The organism is Acinetobacter sp. YH12100, assembly GCF_013419135.1.
Classification (GTDB): Bacteria; Pseudomonadota; Gammaproteobacteria; order Pseudomonadales; family Moraxellaceae; genus Acinetobacter; species Acinetobacter pseudolwoffii.
Genome location: NZ_VPAQ01000014.1, coordinates 25,912 through 47,008, shown reverse-complemented (window position 1 = coordinate 47,008; position 21,097 = coordinate 25,912). Strand labels below are relative to the sequence as shown.

Genomic DNA, 21,097 nt, shown 5'->3' with positions numbered 1-21,097 from the left:
ACTTGATAATCATATTGCTCATACTTATTTATTTTGAGCAATATGAATATTAATATATTTCAACTATTTACCCCCATATCGTCCAACTTGATCATATTGTTCAATGGATGAATTTGGGATTAAAAATTGCTGGGCTCGTCTAATTTATGAATTTTGGGCAATGACCAAAACCAACTTTTTTCGCCGTGAGGCCTGAATGGCTTGATATTTAACCTTTCTTGTGCGCGACGAATTGATGCTAAACTAAAACCCGCTTCCTTAGCTTGAGCTTGAACATCTTTAGAAGACATTTTATCAACAGTACTTAACAACTCAATCAAGAACTCTTTTGCTGCATCAACTACAGAATTATTTTCACACCCACTTAACTCTGCAGTATTTAACAGCTCCTTAGCAGCCCCATCAATCACACCCAACCAAGTTGTTTTTGTAGTTTCAATAATATTTTCAACTATCATAGACTCAAGATCATAACGAATTCCGCCATCTAAAGTAGAAATATTACTTTTTGCTCGTACGAAAATATAATCACCCTCAGTTTCTCGCCGAGCAGCTGTCCAAGCCATACGTGCCAATGCACTGAACGCTTGAGAGCCTAAAATTCTGTCAGCCGGATTATTATTTAAACTACCTTTAGCAAAATGAGTGATGCCCAAAATTGCAAAATTATATTGATTAGCCAAATCAACTAAAGGCTGTAAGGACCTTCTTACATCGTTTGCTTTATTCATATCCCCGCTTACAGCAGAGATGATGGGATCAATCATTAATAACTTAAGATCTGGATTATCCTTTATATACTTTTCAATTTTGGGAAAATCTTTCGCTGGATCAAATGGTTCTAATTTACCTTCATGATTTGTTCGTCCAGCAATGAAAGATACTTTGCTAATATCTGCATCATTTGCAATTAACCGAGGTTTTAATGTGTCTGCTGGATCATCTTCTGTTGAGTAGATTAAGACTTTCCCTGGATTTTCACATCGTAGGCCATCTGGAAAAAATCTGCCTGTTGTAATGGTTGCAATTAATGCAAGTGATAGATTTGTTTTACCACACCCACCAGCACCAGCCAAAATTGTCATCTTGCCTAATGGTAACCACCCAGGCCATAACCATAGAATTGGCAAGGCAGGAATATCATTCATATTTACGATGTTAATTGTATCTATTACGGTCTTATCAACTTGAGGATCTTCCTCCACAACCCCATACTGTTTAGTAAAATCAGTGTATAACTGTTGGAGATAGCTTTGTAGGTCTATCTTATTTTTTGCCTTTAAGATCACATCAGAATTAAACAAGCTTAAAGCATTAATATTAGTGTGTGATTTATCAACCATAATAGGGCTGTTATTTGTGGTATTTAAAAAAAAATCAACACAATCATCTAACTTACTCGCAAATGCTACACGCTCACCACACTGGGCTATTTTTAATGCAACATCCATTCTGTTCGTACAGTAATTGATTTTTGCATGAGCTGCATTTTTGTTAAATACAGCCACTCCACTGTGCCCTATCACACGCTGCATTAAATTCGTTGATTTATAATCACCTTTTTTTCTACCTAGAGCCAAAACCCCACAATGATGACCACTCTTACTATATAAATCTACTGCCAAAAACCCTTCATAGTCGAACTTTGCATTGTCTTTATCTAAATATGAATTTTCTCTAAACTCAAAAAATAGATGAGAAGTAGTAATATTAAATTTTACAAGTACGGGATTAGTATCGCAGGCAGTTTTTATATACTGTGATTTAAAGTCAGTAACTGTAGGATAAACTAGGCTTTCAATATCACCACCAATTTTCTGAATAAAAAATGGCTGTTCATCTAAATACAAAGACTCTTCAATATTTTTATCAATCAGGTACCCATCATAATCATGAGTCATGGCAACAGTTTTAATTTTTTGCATTTATATAAACCTAATAATTAGACAAAATCCTCCTCAAACTGCTTCAGAATAAGAAGCAGTTGTTTTTATAAAATTTAAGGAGGGATTAAATGATTGAGTTACTTAATTTCGCCTGCAAATCTTAAAATTTCATTACGATTCCAACGCAACAAACGACCATGCCGTTTTGGAGTAACCGGACCATTTTCATAAATTGCCCACTTCCTTAAAGTCTGTGGTTGCATGCCAAGCAGTTTGGCAGCGTCAGCAGTTGAGATTAATAAAGATTCATGCTTCATAAAGAAGCTTCCTGTTTCAATTGAATTAAGTATTTTTTAGTTGATTTTTCATTTGATGTTAATGTTCAATGTATCAATGAATAACTTGACAACATTTAGATATGAAATCCGTGGGACAACCGAAGAAAAATATTATTGATGCTCTTCAAACTATTTTTTGGTACAGATATCTTGAGACAAGAATAGTTGCGAATATATTTGATGATGAATTCAGTAAATTCTGTCTGGACAATAAAATTGATATTGCATATCTTGAAGTGGAAGACAGAATTTCATTACTAGAGAACTTTCAGTCTTCTAAACTCAATTCAAAAGAAATTACATTTTATCAAACGAACGCAAATAAAATCGGTCAGAGCTTAAATCAAGCAGATTCTAGAATCTGGTATAAATATTCAAAAGGCGAAACGAAACCAAATGCCGTAAAATTAAAAAGAATTGATGCAATTGTCGAAAATTCCAGCTTATATTTTAATCATCCAGTCTGGGATTTCTTAAAAATCAGACCCGCTACAAGATCTTATCTTGAATTTTTTTTATCAAAATTCGAAGAGGTCAGTATCGAGGCTATTAATAATAAAACCATTATCGAACCAACACTCTTCAATGAAAACGTTCACCTAGATGAATCTGAATTCTTAAAATATGGAAACATTTTAGATTTTTATAGCTATATATTATATGCATACCATAAAGCAAGATTTGATTTGGACTTAGAAAAAATGGACAACTGCATAGCTTTTTTTATTTCAAATTTAAAACCAATCTTAGCCAACCTATGCTTAGAAGGAATATTTTTCTTAAAATTGTGCCAAATACATCTGCAACCATACAAATCGTCAAAATTTGAAAATTTTGAAATTTTCGACCATTTCAAAATGTGTGAGTACTTAACAGAAATACAAAATCACTTAAAAAATGAAAATAATACTTATGAATTCCTGGATACGCTTAGTAAAGAGTTCTTGCTTGATTAATTTAGTAGTCTGATTTTTGTTGATCTATTTTGCTTACCATATGCTTACCAGAATCTAAAAACAAAAAAACCACTTACGATTAGTACACGTAAGTGGTTGATTTATATGGTGGGCCCAGACAGACTTGAACTGTCGACCAACGGATTATGAGTCCGCTGCTCTAACCAACTGAGCTATAGGCCCTACATGCTGAAAACTTTATTTATCAATAAGTTCAAGCGTCATGAATACTAGCTAAGATTTTTTTGAAAGACAAGTACTTTTATAACCACTTGAACACTTAGGCAGCAATCATCATGACTTGATTCGAAAGAAATTCTAGTTCTTTAATACTTCAGTCTAAAGACATGCAGAAAAATGGGTATATACAGATCAATTTAAGGCAGCCTAGCCTGAAATATTGACGTCAACCTCATAGAATAAAGCATACATTTGATAGATTTGACGTCTCAGTATATTTATAAAGTATCAAAAAATATTTGATAAAATATTAAAAATGATGGAAAAGTATATGAGCTGCAGAATAAAGAAAAATTAGAATTGAGACTTCATTTCTTTTTCTTTACGCAAATCCTGCTTAATTTCGATGAAAGACCATACAATTATAAGCACTAAAATCAATAAAGAGACTACAAAGGCTGTAATGTATGTCATAGTTTTCAATCTCAGAGTAGAAAGAACAACAAAATAGAAAGGATTAATACCCCTTCTCTTCTTCGACAAAAGTCTAATAACTAAATCTTGCTCTGGATAGTCATTTTTTCACCATTTTAAGACTTTTTTTATATCTAATAATACTTTTTTAATATCAAAATTTTTTATTTATACATTTTAGCTCTTAATATTTCAGTTTAAAAAGATCAAGAAATTATAGATTTCTACATTATTTACACGTTTTATTTGCCAGCCTATTGACTGAATGGCCGAACAAGAAGAAATTATGCAATTCTCCACATATGGCTTTTACTTAATCTGTGCTTATGCTAAATAAATTCATTGGCGAATCTGCATTTAAACTTGCGGGTTGGCAATATCATGTCGAACCAGATGTACTCGAAGACAAACAGGTCATTATTGGCTTTGAACATACTTCAATGATGGATGCGGTGCTGTCGATTGCCCTCTTCCAGATTTATGATCTTAAAGTTCATACCTTGATCAAAAAAGAACTATTTAAAGGACCTTTCAAACCGCTATTAAAAGCTGTCGGCGGTATTCCTGTTGACCGCAAGGCCAATAAAGATATCGTGACCCAGATGGTGGAGCATTTTCAGAATAATGAAAAGTTTAATCTGGTGATTGCACCAGAAGCGACACGTGCCAAGCAAGGTGAAGCACGTAAACCGATCCGTACCGGCTTCTGGCATATTGCCAAAGCTGCCAATGTGCCGATTGTGTTGCTATATGCCAATTCCAGAACCAAACAAGGTGGCATTTTAGGCAAGATTTATCCAACAGATCTGGCTCAAGATCTGGCCTTAATCAAACAGCTCTATAAAGATAAAGTGGATCTGGATATTGTCATTCCGGAATAAGCTCAGTAACAGTGCTCGACATGAACAGATCCTTTGCTGTTCATGTCCTCCTAAAGCATTTGTATAAATTTGAAAAATAAAATCAAAAACTGCACTATAGCATTCCCCTTTTCTATCAATTTAATACAATTTTTTTGTTTTATCCTGAAATCTCAAATCCAGACACTTTTTTTTAAAAAAAAGCTTATGGTAGAATTTCGGCATTCTGATAGGCATACAGCCAATCTACAAGGAGCAAAGTTCGCATGGCGGGTCATTCCAAGTGGGCCAATATTAAGCATCGTAAAGCAAAACAAGATGCGAGTCGTGGTAAGCTTTTTACCAAATATATTCGTGAATTAACCACTGCGGCAAAACTCGGTGGTCCAGATGCAGGTAGCAACCCTCGTCTGCGTGCGGTGGTTGAAAAAGCATTATCTGTAAATATGACACGTGATGTGATCAACCGTGCCATTCAACGTGGTGCGGGTGGCGAAGATAACGACGACCTGAAAGAAGTGACCTATGAAGGTTATGGTGTAGGTGGTGTTGCTGTTCTGGTAGAGACCATGACAGACAACCTGAATCGTACTGTTCCTGATGTTCGCCATTGCTTCTCAAAAACCAATGGTAACTTAGGTACTGCCGGTTCAGTGGCTTATCTGTTTACCAAACGTGGCGAGATCACTTTTGAAGATGTTTCTTTAGAAGATCAAATCATGGAAGTAGCTTTGGAAGCAGGCGCGGAAGATATTGAAATTGCTGAAGATGAAATTCTGGTAATTACCACGCCTGAAAGCTTTGGTGATGTACAGGATGCGCTCACTGCAGCAGGTCTGAAGTCTGACAATGCTGAAGTGGTGATGAGCCCTTCAACCAAAGCTGAAATTACAGATGTTGATCAAGCCAAAATGATTTTGAAAATGATCGATATGTTTGAAGATTTAGATGATGTTCAAAACGTATATACCAACGTAGAGTTTACTGATGAAGTGATGGCGCAATTAGACGCTTAAGCTTGATCAAAACTAAAAACGCACCCTTGGGTGCGTTTTTTATAGTTGTCTACTACTCTCGCCTAGGATCAAACTTTATTGAGTAATCCGCTACAGTTAAAGACATTATATTCTTTAATGACAAAGCTCGAATGCAGTGCAACCACATGCTCAATTTTCCCGATACGCTTGAGTAAAATTTCACTATAATTTTCCATATCTCGCGCCACTACTTCGACAATAAAATCCGCAGACTGGCCGGTGACCAAAAAGGCATTAATCACTTCGGGAATACTTTCCAGTTCTTCCAGAAATTTAGCAAAAGTATCACTATCATGTTTACTTAGCGACACCTGTAACAGTACATGCAGCGTGAAACCTAATTTCTGATAATTAATTTCACGCTTTAAGCCACTGATAATATTGTGATCGATCAAGTGTTTGATCCGGCGATGGACTGAACTCACAGATAAATTTACCCGCTCTGACAGTTCATTCAGATTGACATCCTCATGGGTCAATATTTCTAGAATATGTTTATCGAAACGATCCAGTTCCATTTTTATACTCTTTCTTAATAATCAATAAAAATAGCAAAATATTGCGCTCTCCCTGTTATACAATATTTATTTATTTTTCACAAAGTTTTCATATTCTGAAAATATTTTCCAAATCTTCTGCCATTTTATAAAGTAACTTTCAATCCTGAACCAGATAACCGTTAATCATATAATTCTAAAAAATGACCAATGGTAATTTTTTAGAATTATTTATTTTTTAATAGTTTAAGTTTAATTAGTCCAGCAAAATACAAGCCAGACCTTCAAGTACCCGCACAGTTCAGCCACTTATCTTTTACAAGTGTATAGAAATAGATTAAAACAAAGCCGCACTAAAAATAAAAATAGCATTTTTCAAAAATATTAAATAAGGAATGCTCATGGCTTCTAAAATTTTAAGTTTGATTAAAACCAAGGTGAGTCCTGTCTTAACGGCTGAAACACAAACTAAAAGCCTGTTAGGTGGCTTATTCGCTGGAACAGCCTCAGGTACGCTTAGCAATCTCATTGGCAGTCTAAACAGCTCTAATTCACAACCTTCCGTGAGCTCATTATTAAACAGCCTTCTCTCTGGACATAGTCTGAACAGCGCAAATCTGAGCAATTTATTAATTCAGTTGTCTGGTTCAAATGCTTCGAAGTTAGATATTCAGAGTCTGATCAGCAGCTTAACCCAATCCAATGGGGGCAGTTTAATATTGGCCAGATCACCAATTTGTTGAATGGCCTAATGGCGAAAATAGCAGCAATCTGGATATTGGTGCTCTTTCCAAACTCGTCGGCGGTCTCATCGGCGGTAATGGCGAGATTGATATTGCACAAATTGCCCAACTGGTCAGCGGCCTGATCGGCGGTTCTGGTGGTTTAGGTAATATCGACATTGCTGCGATTGCAAATCTGGTCAGCAACCTCATCGGCGGTAATGGCGAGATTGATATTGCACAAATTGCCCAACTGGTGAGTGGTCTCATCGGTGGTTCAAGCAACATCGACATTGCTGCGATTGCAGATCTGGTCAGCAACCTCATCGGCAGTAATGGCGAGATTGATATTGCACAAATCGTTCAGCTGGTTGGTGGTCTGATTGGTGGGTCTGGTGCACTAGGTGATATCGACATCGGCGCGATTGCAGATCTGATCGGCGGTTTAATCGGCGGCAATACAGGCAATGATTTTGATATCGGTGCTATCACAGATTTAATTAGCGGTTTTGTCGGTGAGAATGCAGCGGGGGATTTTGATCTCGATGGCTTTACCGATTTACTCAGCGGCCTGATCGCGAATGGCTCAAATGGCATAGATTTAGGAGGATTATTGGGTCATCTCAATCTAGATAGTGATCTGGATCTGGGTACTCTGATCGAAGGAATTTCCTCTGCTTCAAACGGGTTTGATCCAGGGAGCATTGCCGGAGGCATTGGGCAATTGATTGATAATAGCTCTTCGATTGAATTACCCGATCCAGGTGATCTGGTCCAAGATGTGGGTGCCACAGATTCCAATATTGACTTGTCTGCTATTCTGCCTGACATTCAAGATACGATTCAAAATATCAGCAGTGGTGGTGGTTCATCCAGCTTTGATTTTGGTTCACTGTTCAATCACTTTAGTAAAAATATTGATATCGACCCAAATAATCCTTGGGGTTAATCATCATCTCATTAAAAACGCGCAAATGCGCGTTTTTAATTTTAGGATTTGCCTTGAAGCTTATACACCACGCCAGTCTACTCGCGCATTGCGTTCGGTTCGGTAAATACGACAAATATATTCACCCAGAGGCAACGCATTTAAATGCTGCTGATAATCACGATATTCTTCGGACAAGGTTTCAAAATTTTCTTTTTCCCACGGCGTCCCCGGAATCGCCAATAATGGAGCAAGCATAGAACAGACAGCAATATCCGCCAGACCTAAACGATTTCCGACAAAATAATATCCACCTTGACTAACCAGCATCTGATTGAGTTGCTGTACAGTGACATCAATATGCTGTTTGGATTCCGCCACGGTTTCCTCATTCAATGCATAACCCTTGGCGACCATCGCTTTTAATAAAGGTTTAGAAAATTTTTCAAACTGGCGCAAATAGCCCTGCTCACCAATTAAAATATCGAGAGATTCATGATCGGAAGTCAGCGCTTGAGAGAGCATCCAGCGGCGGACATGACGACCCAGCTCCAGAGTAATTTCATTAATTTCTAAGGCTTTATTTCGAAAATGTCCTTCAGCATACAATAAACGATGTTCTGGATAAGTATCATCCAGATAAAGCGCAATCTGGGTTGAATCTGCAATCCATTTGTCCTGATCGCGCAAAATAGGCAGACGATTCTGTCCTGTTTTCAGTCGGGCAAAAGCCCGATGTACGCCGGGAATCAGGTTGTGAGCAACATAGTACAGCTCTTTATGGTCCAGCATCCAACGTGCTTTTTCGCAAAAGTGAGATAAAGGAAACTGGTATAAAGTTCGCATGCATGCTCCATGTTTATCGTTATTGGATCAGGGCGTATAGGCCGCTGTTTTATTCAGATACTTTAGTCACTCAATTTTAGAAAAACAATGTGATTTTTATCCAAAAGTACAATACTGGCTGATTATTCCTCTATATTCGGCGGACTCATAATAAATCCGGGAAAGCTCAGCGGAGCTTTTAAGTTATAAGAAGCATTTGATTGCAATAAACCACAAGTGCATGACCTGACTTTAGCCGTGCTTTCATGTAAAATCGGGGGCAATTTTTATATAACGCTTTTGTGAGTTATTTCATGGGTTTTAATTGCGGTATTGTCGGCTTGCCGAACGTTGGCAAATCTACACTTTTCAATGCTTTAACCAAAGCTGCTATTGCTGCAGAAAACTTCCCGTTCTGTACCATTGAACCAAATACCGGCATCGTGCCTGTTCCTGACCCACGTTTAGACAAATTGACAGCAATTGTTAAACCGCAGCGCGTGATTCCAACGTCTATGGAATTTGTGGACATCGCAGGTCTGGTCGCTGGTGCTTCTAAAGGTGAAGGCTTAGGTAACCAGTTCCTGGCCAACATCCGCGAAACTGATGCAATCGCTCACGTGGTACGTTGTTTTGAAGATGAAAACGTCATTCATGTGAATGGTCGTATTGATCCACTGGATGATATCGCCACGATTAATACAGAACTCGCGCTTGCAGATCTCGACGCGGTGGCGAAAGCGATTACCCGTTTGACTAAATCTGCCAAAGGTGGTGACAAAGAAGCAATTGCTACTAAAGCAGTATTAGAAAAAATCCAGCCTTTACTCGATGAAGGCAAACCGGCTCGCGCAGCGGATCTGGATGATGACGAACGTAAACTGGTACGTGGCTTTGGCTTAATGACGCTTAAACCAACCATGTATATTGCCAACGTTGCTGAAGACGGTTTTGAAAATAACCCGCATTTGGATGCAGTGAGAAAATTGGCTGCTGAAGAAAATGCAATTGTCGTACCTCTTTGCAACCAGATTGAAGCGGAAATTTCATTGCTTGAAGATGAAGACCGTGCTGAATTCCTGGAAGCGATGGGCATGGAAGAACCTGGTTTAAACGTGGTGATTCGTGCAGGTTATTCACTACTTGGCTTACAAACTTACTTCACCGCAGGTGTACAGGAAGTTCGTGCCTGGACTGTGAAAGTTGGTGCAACTGCACCGCAAGCCGCTGGTGTAATTCATACCGACTTTGAAAAAGGCTTTATCCGCGCAGAATGTATTGCTTATGATGATTTCGTGCAGTACAACGGCGAAGCGGGTGCAAAAGAAGCCGGTAAATGGCGTCTAGAAGGTAAAACCTATATCGTTCAGGATGGCGACGTTTTACATTTCCGTTTTAACGTCTAAGTATTTGCTGTGTGAAAAAGCCCCTTCTGGGGCTTTTTTATTACCTAGGAAATAAGATGACCGAGCGTAGAAAACTTACAGGCAACGCATAATTCACACATATTAACAATAATGATAATTATTCTCATATAAAAATATTAAATTCAGGCGTATGTTAAATCTAATGAAAAATAACATGACTTCATTCTAGCAAAGGAATCCTGACCATGAGCTATACCCTGCCTGTACTGCCATATCCCTATGATGCCCTAGAGCCTCATATCGATAGCAAGACCATGGAAATTCATCATAGCAAGCATCATCAAACCTATATTAATAATATCAATGCAGGGATCGCAGGAACCGAATGGGAAGATTTATCGGTCGAAGCCTTAATTAGCAAATTCAATGAAGTACCGCAGCAATTAAAACAGAACGTGATCAATAATGCCGGTGGACATGCCAATCACTCCCTGTTCTGGACAGTCATGAGTCCAGACGGTGGCGGCCATCCAGAAGCTGAAATTGCAAAGGCCATTGAACATGAATTAGGCGGATTCGAGGCATTTAAAGACACCTTTACCCAGGCAGCACTGAGCCGTTTTGGTAGCGGTTGGGCCTGGCTGAGTGTTGCGCCAGATCAAACACTTATTGTAGAAAGCAGCGCCAATCAGGACTCTCCACTGATGCATGGCAATATTCCCATTTTAGGTCTGGATGTCTGGGAACATGCCTATTATTTGCACTATCAAAACCGTCGTCCGGAATATATCTCGGCTTTTTTCAATGTCGTGAACTGGCAAGAAGTGAATCGTCGTTATCTGGAAGCATTGAACACGCTTTAGCTTTAAATATTTAAGGAGATCGACCATGTCTACACCTATTCTGATTAAACGCATAATTGGCAGCACACTCCTGATCTGTGGTGTATTTGTGATTTTATTAGAACATGTGTGGATACCCTCTTTTTAGAGTCTTGCTGTTGTCTCATCCTAAAAAAGCCAGTCTGAATGACTGGCTTTTATGCTTATAACTAAATGGCTAAAGGTTTATTGCATATTAGCAATCGCGGTGCCTTTTTGTTTGGGATCAGTATTTCCCAATTCAGGATTATCAATCGCATTCTGACATTGCAGTTTATCCCGCTCATAATCCGCCTGCTTTTGTTCCAGACTGCTGCCATTGTCGATCACGGTACGCGCCCAGATTTCCAGACTGGTTAAGGCTTTACGGCACAGAGCATATTTACCTTCAGTCACCGAATCGGTCATTTTGACATTAATACGCCAGTCTGTGCTCAGCTTACGTGCCGGTTGACGCACCTGGGTTTCCAGCTGATCCACTTCTTTATGATAAACCAGTGGATCGACTTTATTGATCAGTTGCCATGCCGCATTGGCATAGGTGGTCGCATCATTCGTCAGTTTAGGTGCCGGTTTAATTTCTGGCTTATCAGTCGATTGACTGTCATTCCCACACGCTTGTAACAACAATGCAGTGCTCATTAAAGCAGCTGTCAGCATCGTACGTGTCTTGAACATCCACATATCAGGCTCGCCAATTTAAACATTTCGGCACTATGCTATTAAATTCACGTAGAATACACAATCTTCATTTGACCCATCGTTCAACTCTCCTTCAAGGTGTGTCGTGTCTGAACAGAATCAACTCGCTACGCAACCTGCTGGCTTCTGGCAAGGTGCAAAAGATAGCCAAGCGATCATCTTCACTTATTTACCAGTGTCGTTTGCTTTTGGCGTTTCAGCCACTCAGTTTGGCTTTACGGCTTGGGAAGCGCTGTTTCTTTCCTGCTCGATGTATGCAGGTGCCAGCCAGTTCCTTGTGGTCGCACTTTTAGGCAGTGGCACATCTATCTGGATGACGGCATTAACGGTGATTGCCCTAGACATTCGGCATTTGCTCTATGGCCCTGCGCTGCAAAACCTGATTCAAGACCGGCTGAATTTAAAGAAAACCGCGATCTGGTCTTGGGGTCTGACCGATGAGGTTTTTGCTTCCGGCATGATCAAGCTCTCGCAACGGCGTCAGGAATGGTCTGAATCCTGGATGCTGGGTTTAAGCCTGTTTAGCTGGATGTCCTGGGCATTGGGATCTTTTCTCGGTGGTTTATTTGCCGATCAGGTCAGCAATCTGCCGCAATTCTTGCAAGCGGCTCTAGACTTCCTGTTACCTGCGCTGTTCCTGAGTTTCCTATTGGCTGCTTTTGAGAAGAAACATACTTTTGTTGTGGCTGTCACCATTCTGGTTTCTGCTGTGGCCTGTTACTTTATTGATCTGTCTGCCGCGATTTTCATTGGCATCAGTTCTGGTATTTTTGCCGGCCTGTTCAAGCACTATATCTTAAAACAGCCAGATCCTGAACATGCAGGAGATCAAGCATGAATCTAGAGATTATTCTGGTCGGCATTGTCGTCGGGATCGCCAATTTCGTCTCACGCTTCGGGCCTTTTTTTGTGATTCAGAAATTTCAGCAAGGCTCACAAAAACGCGGAGCATTGTGGCTAAAAATTGCCTTGGGTTCAATCGGCATTGCGGCAATCAGCTCCATGCTGGTAGTTGCTACCTTACCGCCATTATTAGCAACACCGAATAAAAGTATTGCGATGCTGGTCGGATTTATCGTACTCACTGCGCTTTACTTTAAATTCAAACGCATCGTGATGGCGACCCTGACCGCAGCACTGACCTATGGTCTGGTTTATACTTATGTGCCGATGACGTTTTAAGCTTGAACTGACTGATCAATCAAGATAAAGACTTATGCTTATGGAATAGTATAGGTCTTTATTATATAAAAATAATTAGCTGATCCCTATTATTTTTCCTGAAAGAAAAAGCTCAAATAAAATCATTTCCGTATTCTTTTATACTTTTTTAATACTCGACCAGTTGTAGATAGAAAAAAGCTATTGCCAAAACAGGATATACCGTCTTCAAATCAGTCTGACAGATCAGTGACATGACAATTACGCCTTACTTACCTCCAGAAAAACTTTATAAATAAAACTGTTGGACAATATCACAATTTTGTATGAATCTTGGCTTAACTGCCGGCTCAGTTCTGCTATGCTAAAAGTCCATAAAATCAAGCATGGATGACACACATGAGCGTGACTATTGGTACTCCCCTGCAAGCTTCTGCCTATAAAGTTCTATTATTGGGTTCTGGTGAACTGGGCAAGGAAGTGGTGATTTCACTACAACGTCTTGGGGTCGAAGTTCATGCTGCTGACCGTTATGAGCATGCACCTGCCATGCAAGTCGCGCATTATTCCTATACCTTGAATATGGCCGATGCTGAAGAATTAAAACAATTGATCCATCAAATCCAGCCGCATTTAATCGTTCCTGAAATTGAAGCCATTGCCACACAAGTACTGATTGACGTTGAAGAACAAAATATTGCGACCGTCATTCCTTCGGCTAAAGCAGTCAATCTGACCATGAACCGCGAAGGCATTCGCCGTCTGGCCGCAGAAGAACTGGGGCTGCCAACTTCAGCGTACCGATTTGCTGACACTTTAGAGTCCTTCCGTGCTGCCTGTGATGATGTCGGCTATCCAAACTTTGTCAAGCCGGTCATGTCCTCTTCTGGCAAAGGCCAGTCTCGGGTAAAAAGCTTTGCAGAGGTAGACGCGGCTTGGGAATATGCGCAAACTGGTGGACGCGTCAATCAGGGTACGGTGATTGTCGAATCGCAAATTGACTTTGATTTTGAAATTACCTTATTGACTGTTCGTGCAAAAAATCCGGCAACCGGCGAGATCGAAGCCTCTTATTGCGATCCGATCGGACATCGTCAGGACTCGGGCGATTATGTCGAAAGCTGGCAACCTCAGCCGATGACTCCGGCAGCGCTAGAGGAATCTAAACGCATTGCCCACAAAGTCACCACAGCACTGGGGGGGTGCGGAATCTTTGGTGTAGAACTCTTTATCAAAGGCGACCAAGTATGGTTTAGTGAGGTTTCTCCTCGTCCACACGATACCGGACTGGTAACACTTGCCTCTCAATTCCAAAGCGAATTTGAATTGCATGCACGTGCGATTTTAGGCCTGCCGGTCAATACCACACGGCATAGTGTGGCTGCCAGCGCGGTGATTTATGCCGGGGTAGATGACCGTAATCTTTCATTTTCTGGCCTGAATCTTGCTTTAGCAGACGGCAATACTGATTTGCGCCTGTTTGGCAAACCTGAAGGCTTCGAACGGCGTCGCATGGGCGTTGCGACTGCACGTGCTGAAAGCATTGAACAGGCACGCGAACTGGCACTTCAGGTCGCAAATCAAGTTAGCATTAATCAAAACTAAGCTGAAATACCAACGGACCACTGTTCATGATCAATACCTTACCTCTGCTGAATTACATTAAAAGTAACCATGACATTAAAGCCATCAATCAATGGCGTAGTGATGTCGAAAATCAGCTACAGGAGAGTTTTGAAAATGGACAGTCGATTCGGGATATTATTCTGGCACGTTCCAATCTGATTGATGAAGCACTGCAATTTCTCTGGAAATATGCCGAACTGGATCAAACCGATTTGGCCCTGTTTGCTGTCGGAGGTTATGGTCGCCGTGAAATGCTGCCTTATTCTGATGTCGACCTCATGATCCTGTCAGAAGACGAGATTAGTCCAGAGCAGGAACAGCTGATTTCTACCTTCATTTCATTACTCTGGGATGTCGGTAATTTCAAACCGGGGATCAGCGTGCGTACCATCAATGATTGTGTCAGTCAGGCCAGTAGTGATCTCACCGTTGCCACTACGCTAATCGAAGCACGCCTGATTATTGGCAATGAGAACCTGTGCAAATGGCCACGGCGCATCGTGTCACGCACCTGGACCGATAAAACCTTCTTTGATGCCAAAATGGATGAGCAGCATAAACGCTATGCTCAGCACAACAATACCGAAAGCAATCTGGAACCGGATATTAAAAATGCACCGGGCGGTATCCGCGACATCAACCAAATCGGCTGGATTGCCAAACGACATTTCCGCGTCAACCGGATTTATGATCTGGTACATCTGGGTTTTATTTCAGAATTTGAACTGGGTGTGCTCGAAGAAGCTGAAAGTTTTCTCTGGGAGATTCGCCATCACCTGCACCGCCTGACCAAGCGTGACGAAAACCGCTTATTGTTCGATTATCAGCGTGATATTGCGGCTAAATTCGGCTATGTGCGTGATGAGGCGCATCATCCGAACTATCCGATCGAACAGTTCATGAAGCGCTATTATCGCAGCGCACAGCAAGTCTCTACACTCAATGAAATGCTGTTGGCCTACTTCAATGAATCTGTGATTACCCCACGTTTACCGCAATATGAACGCCAGATTGAGGAAATTAATGAAAATTTCAAACTGGTCGATGGCAAGTTAGCAGTTCAGCATCACAAGATTTTCTCGGAAAATCCAAGCGCGATTCTGGAAATTTTCTACCTGTTGGCCAATCGTCCTGAAATTCAGGGCATTCGTGCGCGTACCTTACGCCTGCTGACCTTGGCAGGAAAACGCATTGATCAGGATTTTCGTGATAATCCGGTGCATCAGGCGCTGTTTATGGCGATTATCCGCTCACCGCATCGACTCTACGACACCCTGGTGACGATGAAGCGTTATGGCGTACTGGGTAATTACATCCCGGCCTTTGGGCAAATTCTGGGCCTAATGCAATATGACCTGTTCCATATCTATACGGTCGATGCACATACCTTATTGTTGCTACGCAATTTAAATCGCTTTAAAGCACCTGAATTTGCCAAGGAATTTCCTGTGGTCAGTTCAGTGTTCCAGCGCCTGACCCGTCGTGACATTGTATATCTGGCAGCTCTTTTTCATGATATTGCCAAAGGTCGTGGCGGTGATCATAGTGAGCTTGGAGCAGCCGATGCCATTAAATTCTGCCGTAGCCATGGCTTTACCGAACGCGAAAGTAATCTGGTGGCCTGGCTGATCCAGAATCATCTGGTGATGTCTGTGACTGCGCAGAAAAAAGATATTTCCGACCCGGATGTGGTCAAAGAATTCGCAGAAAAAATGGGCGATATGGAGCATCTGGATTATCTGTATACCCTGACAGTTGCTGATATCAATGCCACCAATCCCAAGCTCTGGAATACCTGGCGCGCATCCTTGATGCGTCAGCTCTATACTCAGGCGCGTGATGTGATCCGTTCTGGTCTCGGCCGTCCGGTCGATTATCAGATGCTGATTGAAGACACCAAGTTTGAAGCCAGTGAACGTCTGGTCGAGCATTTCTCGCTCTATGATGTTGAAAAAGTCTGGCAGGAACTGGGTGATGATTATTTCCTGAAAGAAACCGCGGATGAAATTGCCTGGCATACCCGCGCCATTTTACAACATGGCGATAATCCTGCGCCTTTGGTGCTGATGCGGGCGCATCGAAAATATGCTCAGGATGCGGTACAGATCTTTATTTATACTCAGGATAAACCGAACCTGTTTGCGACCACAGTTGCCATTCTGGATCGTATGAATCTGGATGTTCAAGATGCGCGGATTATTACCGCGACCAAAGCTTTTAGTCTGGATACCTATGTGGTGCTGGATCGCTTTGGTACCTTACTCACCGACCCTGAACGGGAAGCCACAGTCATTGAAGCCCTGAAAGACGCATTAAGCCATTCAGATGAATATCCGGGCCTGATGCAACGCCGGATTCCGCGTCAACTCCGTCATTTCGATATTGAAAATACAGTCGATATTACGATGAATGCGGCTCTGGATCAGAATATGGTCGAAATTGCGACTCTGGATCATCCTGGTTTACTTGCCAAAATTGGCGGTTTATTTATGATGCAAGGGCTGGATATCCACTCTGCCAAAATTGCCACACTTGGCGAACGTGCTGAAGATATTTTCTTTGTCACCAAAAAAAATGGCATCCCGATGAGCCCGACTGAGTCTCAAGAATTTGCAGCTGCACTTAAAGCTGCCCTGGATGAGGCTTCGCATCAGGTCAGCGGTCAACACTAACACTCTGCTCGGTAACATATTTCATGAACTCTAGCTTGTCTTTATTGCACCCTTATCCCTTTGAAAAGTTAAATCGGCTTTTTGCGGATATCCAGCCTGCAAATATGCCATTAATTCCCCTGTCGATTGGCGAACCAAAGCATCCTGCACCGGAGTTTGTGAAACAGGCGATTATTGATAACTTTAAACATTTATCGACTTATCCCAACAGTAAAGGTCTTCCCGAACTACGTGAAAGTATTGCCAACTGGTTAAGCCGCCGCTTTAAGCTAAATAGCATCAGTGCAGACAGCAATATCCTGCCTGTTTCTGGTACGCGTGAAGCGATTTTCTCGTTTGTACAGGCTTTGGTAAATCGTGAAGAGGCACCTTATGTGGTGATGCCGAATCCGTTTTATCAGATTTATGAAGGTGCAACACTGCTCGCAGGTGCAAAACCATATTTCATCAACTGTACTGAAGAAAATAACTACCTTGGTGATTTTGATGCTGTTCCGGCAGAAGTCTGGGAAAAAACGGCACTGTTATTTGTCTGTACTCCGGGCAATCCAACCGGTGCAGTGCTGTCTAAAGAACAGTTTAAAAAACTGATTGCCCTGTCGGATCAATATAACTTTGTGATTGCTTCAGACGAATGCTATTCGGAGCTGTGGTTTGATCAGGCACCTGTAGGTTTACTGGAAGTTTGTGCTGAAATCGGTCGTGATGACTATAAAAACTGTGTGGTATTCCACTCGCTGTCTAAACGTTCCAACCTGCCGGGCATGCGTTCAGGTTTTGTCGCCGGTGACGCAACTTTACTAAAACCGTATTTGCAGTATCGTACTTATCACGGTGCAGCGATGCCGGTACAGCACCAACTGGCTTCTATTGCTGCCTGGAACGATGAAGCCCATGTGGAAGACAACCGGGTGCAATACCGCGCCAAATTTGATTTGTTCCAGCAAGAACTCGGTCACCTGCTGCCACTGAAAAAACCGGATGCCGGTTTCTACTACTGGCTCAAAGTCGACAATGATGAAGCCTTTGCCAAAATGCTGATGGAAAAAGCCCATATTAAAGTTCTGCCGGGCCGTTATCTGTCTCGTAATACTGAACAAGGTAATCCGGGTGAAAATCATGTACGTTTAGCTCTGGTTGCTGATCTGGCACAATGTGAACAAGTCATTCAACGTCTAAAAGCGATTCTCTAGATTTAAGTCATAATCAAAAAAACCACTGTAAATACAGTGGTTTTTTTATAAAAATGCAATACGATCAATTTTAATCCAGCACTCAAAAATTCTTTCATGTCTCAAAATAAAGTTTAGAGTACTTTTTCGATTTCAACTTCAAGATCTTCAGGCTTGGTCGTCGGTGCAAAACGGCTCAAAACCTTACCATCACGTCCAATCAGAAACTTGGTAAAGTTCCATTTAATCCCATTTCCTAAAATACCTTTGGAATTATTGGTCAAATAACGGAAGATGGCATGCGCTTCAGGGCCTTTAACATCCACTTTGGAAAACATCGGGAAAGATACCCCGTAATTTTTCTGGCAAAACTCACCAATCTGTTCATTGGAACCTGGATCCTGACCGCCAAACTGGTTGCATGGAAATCCTAAGACCTCCAGACCTTGATCTTTATATTTCTCGTAAAGCTTCTCTAATCCTGAGAATTGTGGGGTAAAGCCACATTTACTTGCTGTATTCACGATTAAAAGTACCTTGCCTTCATAATCTGCAAGCTGTTTGCTTTTACCATCTAACAATTCAGCTTCAAACTGATAAATGCTGGTCATGGATAGGTTTCCTCATCATTTTTTTCTTGTGTTTCTAATTCTAAAGAAGCCGAGTTTACACAATAACGTAAGCCCGTCGGTTCTGGACCATCAGGGAAAACATGCCCTAAATGTGCGTCACAATGATGACAAACAATTTCAGTTCTGACCATCCCGTGTGAAGTATCAGGTAATTCTTCTATGACTGAACTGCTCAGGGGACGGTAAAAGCTTGGCCAGCCACAACCACTGTCAAATTTGGTTTCTGAAGTAAATAAAGGTTCACCACAACAGCGACATACGTAAACACCATCTTGTTTGGTATTCCAGTATTTCCCGGTAAATGCGGGTTCGGTTCCCTTTTGGCGTGTAATACGGAACTCTTCAGGTGATAACTCTCTTTGCCATTCTCTGTCTGTTTTATTGAGTTTTCCCATGATTGCGTACCTTTTTATCTTGCTATTTAAAATAGGATAATCCTATATTTACGTGATTCAATTTAAAAATTCTAGTGTTTATTTAACAATTTACAAAAGACCTATAATAGCCAAAAAAGCAAAAAGTAAGCAAATATGCAGAAACAAAGTAAGCAACTTATGTACTAAATGCTTTTTTGTGAGCAAATTTAGTGTTAAGCTTAGTCATATTCTTGCTCAGGATTAAAAAATGTCGCAAAAAAAGAGCGTAATTTTTCAGAATTTACTTCCTGTGATCAAACAGTATCAACAGCTAGGATTTACCCATGAAAGAATTGTTGCTTTACTCAGAGATGAACATCATCTCGATCTGGTAACAACTGAGACATTTAAAAGTTATTTATACCGTTATGCAAAAGTGACCTCCACTCTTTCCGAGAACATCAAAATGCCGAACACTCTCCAAACCCCTCGCGAAATTAAGAAATCGTCTAAGCTCGAGCATGTTTGCTACGACATTCGCGGGCCTGTGTTACGAGCGGCCATCGAGATGGAAGAAGCGGGTCATAAGATTATCAAACTGAATATCGGCAACCCCGCCCCATTCGGTTTTGAAGCACCACAAGAAATCATCAATGATGTGGCTTTAAATCTGCCAAATGCCATTGGCTATACAGATTCTAAAGGGATTTTCCCGGCACGTAAGGCGATCTGCCAGTATTACCAGCAAAAAGGCATTCTGGATATGCACGTCAATGATGTGTATATCGGTAATGGTGTCTCTGAACTGATTGTCATGGCCATGCAGGGTTTATTGGATGATGGCGATGAAATGCTGATTCCAATGCCAGATTATCCACTCTGGACTGCGGCAGTCAATCTGTCTGGCGGTACGGCGATTCATTATAAATGTGATGAAGAAAATCACTGGTATCCAGACATTGTCGATATGGAAAGTAAAATCACGCCAAATACCCGTGGTATTGTGATTATTAATCCAAACAACCCGACCGGTTCGGTTTATCCGCGTCATGTCTTGCAACAGATCGTGGACTTGGCCAAGAAGTATGACCTGATTTTATTTGCTGACGAAATCTATGACAAAATCATCTATGACGGTATCGAGCATGTCGCTGTAGCTGCCTTGGCAGGTGATCAGATTTGTGTATCATTTAACGGTTTATCAAAGGCTTATCGTATTGCTGGCTTCCGTTCTGGCTGGATGGCCATTACCGGCAATAAAACACGTGCAGCAGACTATATCGAAGGTCTGGACATGCTGGCATCTATGCGCCTGTGTGCCAACCATCAGGCGCAATATGCAATTCAGACTGCGCTGGGCGGCTATCAGTCCATTAATGACCTGATTCGTCCGGGTGGCCGTTTGTATGAACAGCGTAATATCGCTTGGGAAATGCTAAACGAGATTCCTGGGGTGTCCTGTGTCAAGCCTGAGGGTGCGATGTATTGCTTCCCGAAACTGGATCCGAACGTTTATCCAATTCAGGACGATGAAAAGCTGATGCTGGACTTGTTACGTGCCGAGAAAGTACTTCTGGTTCAAGGTACAGGCTTTAACTGGCCGACACCGGATCATTTTCGTGTGGTGTTCCTGCCGGCTGAAAATGAACTGCGTGAAGCCCTTACCCGTGTTGGCCGTTTCCTGGCCAAGATGCGTTAATTCCTGAAATAGACAACATAAAAAACCGCATTTCTGAATGCGGTTTTTTATTTCTCTCCATATTCAAAGTTTCGACTTATAACATTTTAAAAAGTACAAAGACTTCCTGAAGCACAAATTCCTGCA

At 41.3% G+C, this 21,097-nt stretch carries 18 protein-coding genes, 1 tRNA gene and 1 pseudogene; 12 read left to right on the top strand and 8 right to left on the bottom strand.

Features of this window, described 5'->3' with window-relative positions; all coding sequences use genetic code 11:
* Positions 1 to 119: 119 nt before the first annotated feature.
* Positions 120 to 1,925 (bottom strand): AAA family ATPase, encoded by a 1,806-nt coding sequence (locus FTU40_RS10900; RefSeq protein WP_180040837.1) that lies wholly within the window; start codon positions 1,923 to 1,925, stop codon positions 120 to 122.
* Positions 1,926 to 2,023: 98 nt separating this feature from the next.
* Positions 2,024 to 2,203 carry a helix-turn-helix domain-containing protein gene (locus FTU40_RS10895; protein ID WP_168416337.1) on the bottom strand — a complete coding sequence of 60 codons (180 nt, stop codon included), beginning with the start codon at positions 2,201 to 2,203 and terminating at the stop codon, positions 2,024 to 2,026.
* Between the two features lie 101 nt (positions 2,204 to 2,304).
* On the opposite strand from FTU40_RS10895, the gene FTU40_RS10890 reads away from it, so the two are divergent.
* Positions 2,305 to 3,180: a hypothetical protein gene (locus tag FTU40_RS10890; RefSeq protein ID WP_180040835.1), complete on the top strand. Its 876-nt coding sequence runs from the start codon at positions 2,305 to 2,307 to the stop codon at positions 3,178 to 3,180.
* Between the two features lie 106 nt (positions 3,181 to 3,286).
* On the opposite strand, the gene FTU40_RS10885 is transcribed toward FTU40_RS10890, so the two are convergent.
* Positions 3,287 to 3,363, bottom strand: a tRNA-Ile gene (locus FTU40_RS10885).
* Between the two features lie 797 nt (positions 3,364 to 4,160).
* Between FTU40_RS10885 and FTU40_RS10880 the strand changes: the two genes are divergently transcribed.
* The gene (locus FTU40_RS10880) at positions 4,161 to 4,715 is read left to right on the top strand and encodes a 1-acyl-sn-glycerol-3-phosphate acyltransferase (protein WP_005097390.1); all 555 of its coding nucleotides are present in this window, start codon (positions 4,161 to 4,163) and stop codon (positions 4,713 to 4,715) included.
* A gap of 245 nt (positions 4,716 to 4,960) precedes the next feature.
* Positions 4,961 to 5,710 carry a YebC/PmpR family DNA-binding transcriptional regulator gene (locus FTU40_RS10875; protein WP_005097391.1) on the top strand — a complete coding sequence of 250 codons (750 nt, stop codon included), beginning with the start codon at positions 4,961 to 4,963 and terminating at the stop codon, positions 5,708 to 5,710.
* 68 nt (positions 5,711 to 5,778) lie between these two features.
* Here the strand turns inward: FTU40_RS10875 and FTU40_RS10870 are convergent, their stop codons facing one another.
* Positions 5,779 to 6,249, bottom strand: a complete 471-nt coding sequence (locus tag FTU40_RS10870; RefSeq protein WP_005097392.1) for an Lrp/AsnC family transcriptional regulator — start codon at positions 6,247 to 6,249, stop codon at positions 5,779 to 5,781.
* A gap of 380 nt (positions 6,250 to 6,629) precedes the next feature.
* Between FTU40_RS10870 and FTU40_RS10865 the strand changes: the two are divergent.
* Positions 6,630 to 7,899, top strand: a pseudogene (locus tag FTU40_RS10865) (hypothetical protein).
* A gap of 60 nt (positions 7,900 to 7,959) precedes the next feature.
* Here FTU40_RS10865 and FTU40_RS10860 read toward each other — a convergent pair.
* Positions 7,960 to 8,724 (bottom strand): glutathione S-transferase family protein, encoded by a 765-nt coding sequence (locus FTU40_RS10860; RefSeq protein ID WP_005097394.1) that lies wholly within the window; start codon positions 8,722 to 8,724, stop codon positions 7,960 to 7,962.
* 293 nt (positions 8,725 to 9,017) lie between these two features.
* On the opposite strand from FTU40_RS10860, the gene ychF reads away from it, so the two are divergent.
* Positions 9,018 to 10,109 (top strand): redox-regulated ATPase YchF, encoded by a 1,092-nt coding sequence (gene ychF, locus FTU40_RS10855; RefSeq protein WP_005097395.1) that lies wholly within the window; start codon positions 9,018 to 9,020, stop codon positions 10,107 to 10,109.
* A gap of 206 nt (positions 10,110 to 10,315) precedes the next feature.
* The gene (locus tag FTU40_RS10850) at positions 10,316 to 10,933 is read left to right on the top strand and encodes a superoxide dismutase (RefSeq protein ID WP_005097397.1); all 618 of its coding nucleotides are present in this window, start codon (positions 10,316 to 10,318) and stop codon (positions 10,931 to 10,933) included.
* A 204-nt stretch (positions 10,934 to 11,137) separates the two neighbouring features.
* On the opposite strand, the gene FTU40_RS10845 is transcribed toward FTU40_RS10850, so the two are convergent.
* On the bottom strand, positions 11,138 to 11,635 hold the full coding sequence (locus FTU40_RS10845; protein WP_005097400.1) for a hypothetical protein: 498 nt from the start codon (positions 11,633 to 11,635) through the stop codon (positions 11,138 to 11,140).
* A 103-nt stretch (positions 11,636 to 11,738) separates the two neighbouring features.
* Between FTU40_RS10845 and FTU40_RS10840 the strand changes: the two genes are divergently transcribed.
* The 5 genes from FTU40_RS10840 to dapC all read left to right on the top strand — a co-directional run bounded on the left by FTU40_RS10840 (position 11,739) and on the right by dapC (position 18,305).
* Positions 11,739 to 12,491 carry an AzlC family ABC transporter permease gene (locus tag FTU40_RS10840; protein WP_159138591.1) on the top strand — a complete coding sequence of 251 codons (753 nt, stop codon included), beginning with the start codon at positions 11,739 to 11,741 and terminating at the stop codon, positions 12,489 to 12,491.
* Positions 12,488 to 12,835, top strand: coding sequence for an L-valine transporter subunit YgaH (gene ygaH, locus FTU40_RS10835; RefSeq protein WP_100328993.1), 348 nt, complete (start codon positions 12,488 to 12,490; stop codon positions 12,833 to 12,835). The genes FTU40_RS10840 and ygaH overlap by 4 nt, the downstream gene beginning before the upstream one ends.
* A gap of 369 nt (positions 12,836 to 13,204) precedes the next feature.
* Complete coding sequence (gene purT / locus FTU40_RS10830; protein WP_180040833.1) at positions 13,205 to 14,419, top strand: formate-dependent phosphoribosylglycinamide formyltransferase; 1,215 nt, start codon at positions 13,205 to 13,207, stop codon at positions 14,417 to 14,419.
* Between the two features lie 26 nt (positions 14,420 to 14,445).
* On the top strand, positions 14,446 to 17,112 hold the full coding sequence (gene glnD, locus FTU40_RS10825; RefSeq protein WP_005097404.1) for a [protein-PII] uridylyltransferase: 2,667 nt from the start codon (positions 14,446 to 14,448) through the stop codon (positions 17,110 to 17,112).
* Positions 17,113 to 17,135: 23 nt separating this feature from the next.
* Positions 17,136 to 18,305 (top strand): succinyldiaminopimelate transaminase, encoded by a 1,170-nt coding sequence (dapC, locus tag FTU40_RS10820; RefSeq protein ID WP_005097405.1) that lies wholly within the window; start codon positions 17,136 to 17,138, stop codon positions 18,303 to 18,305.
* Positions 18,306 to 18,418: 113 nt separating this feature from the next.
* On the opposite strand, the gene FTU40_RS10815 is transcribed toward dapC, so the two are convergent.
* Both FTU40_RS10815 and msrB read right to left on the bottom strand, forming a co-directional pair.
* The gene (locus FTU40_RS10815) at positions 18,419 to 18,895 is read right to left on the bottom strand and encodes a glutathione peroxidase (protein WP_005097407.1); all 477 of its coding nucleotides are present in this window, start codon (positions 18,893 to 18,895) and stop codon (positions 18,419 to 18,421) included.
* Positions 18,892 to 19,311: a peptide-methionine (R)-S-oxide reductase MsrB gene (gene msrB / locus FTU40_RS10810; protein WP_005097408.1), complete on the bottom strand. Its 420-nt coding sequence runs from the start codon at positions 19,309 to 19,311 to the stop codon at positions 18,892 to 18,894. The genes FTU40_RS10815 and msrB overlap by 4 nt, the downstream gene beginning before the upstream one ends.
* Before the next feature lie 229 nt (positions 19,312 to 19,540).
* Here msrB and FTU40_RS10805 point away from each other — a divergent pair, with 229 nt between their 5' ends.
* Complete coding sequence (locus FTU40_RS10805) at positions 19,541 to 20,971, top strand: pyridoxal phosphate-dependent aminotransferase (RefSeq protein WP_180040831.1); 1,431 nt, start codon at positions 19,541 to 19,543, stop codon at positions 20,969 to 20,971.
* Positions 20,972 to 21,097 lie beyond the last annotated feature (126 nt).

What these genes read in the sequence shown, in the direction of transcription:
- FTU40_RS10900 (WP_180040837.1), bottom strand. Translation starts at nt 1,925, where the DNA reads ATGCAAAAAATTAAAACTGTTGCCATGACTCATGATTATGATGGGTAC.
- FTU40_RS10895 (WP_168416337.1), bottom strand. Translation starts at nt 2,203, where the DNA reads ATGAAGCATGAATCTTTATTAATCTCAACTGCTGACGCTGCCAAACTG.
- FTU40_RS10890 (WP_180040835.1), top strand. Translation starts at nt 2,305, where the DNA reads ATGAAATCCGTGGGACAACCGAAGAAAAATATTATTGATGCTCTTCAA.
- FTU40_RS10880 (WP_005097390.1), top strand. Translation starts at nt 4,161, where the DNA reads ATGCTAAATAAATTCATTGGCGAATCTGCATTTAAACTTGCGGGTTGG.
- FTU40_RS10875 (WP_005097391.1), top strand. Translation starts at nt 4,961, where the DNA reads ATGGCGGGTCATTCCAAGTGGGCCAATATTAAGCATCGTAAAGCAAAA.
- FTU40_RS10870 (WP_005097392.1), bottom strand. Translation starts at nt 6,249, where the DNA reads ATGGAACTGGATCGTTTCGATAAACATATTCTAGAAATATTGACCCAT.
- FTU40_RS10860 (WP_005097394.1), bottom strand. Translation starts at nt 8,724, where the DNA reads ATGCGAACTTTATACCAGTTTCCTTTATCTCACTTTTGCGAAAAAGCA.
- ychF (WP_005097395.1), top strand. Translation starts at nt 9,018, where the DNA reads ATGGGTTTTAATTGCGGTATTGTCGGCTTGCCGAACGTTGGCAAATCT.
- FTU40_RS10850 (WP_005097397.1), top strand. Translation starts at nt 10,316, where the DNA reads ATGAGCTATACCCTGCCTGTACTGCCATATCCCTATGATGCCCTAGAG.
- FTU40_RS10845 (WP_005097400.1), bottom strand. Translation starts at nt 11,635, where the DNA reads ATGTGGATGTTCAAGACACGTACGATGCTGACAGCTGCTTTAATGAGC.
- ygaH (WP_100328993.1), top strand. Translation starts at nt 12,488, where the DNA reads ATGAATCTAGAGATTATTCTGGTCGGCATTGTCGTCGGGATCGCCAAT.
- purT (WP_180040833.1), top strand. Translation starts at nt 13,205, where the DNA reads ATGACACACATGAGCGTGACTATTGGTACTCCCCTGCAAGCTTCTGCC.
- glnD (WP_005097404.1), top strand. Translation starts at nt 14,446, where the DNA reads ATGATCAATACCTTACCTCTGCTGAATTACATTAAAAGTAACCATGAC.
- dapC (WP_005097405.1), top strand. Translation starts at nt 17,136, where the DNA reads ATGAACTCTAGCTTGTCTTTATTGCACCCTTATCCCTTTGAAAAGTTA.
- FTU40_RS10815 (WP_005097407.1), bottom strand. Translation starts at nt 18,895, where the DNA reads ATGACCAGCATTTATCAGTTTGAAGCTGAATTGTTAGATGGTAAAAGC.
- msrB (WP_005097408.1), bottom strand. Translation starts at nt 19,311, where the DNA reads ATGGGAAAACTCAATAAAACAGACAGAGAATGGCAAAGAGAGTTATCA.
- FTU40_RS10805 (WP_180040831.1), top strand. Translation starts at nt 19,541, where the DNA reads ATGTCGCAAAAAAAGAGCGTAATTTTTCAGAATTTACTTCCTGTGATC.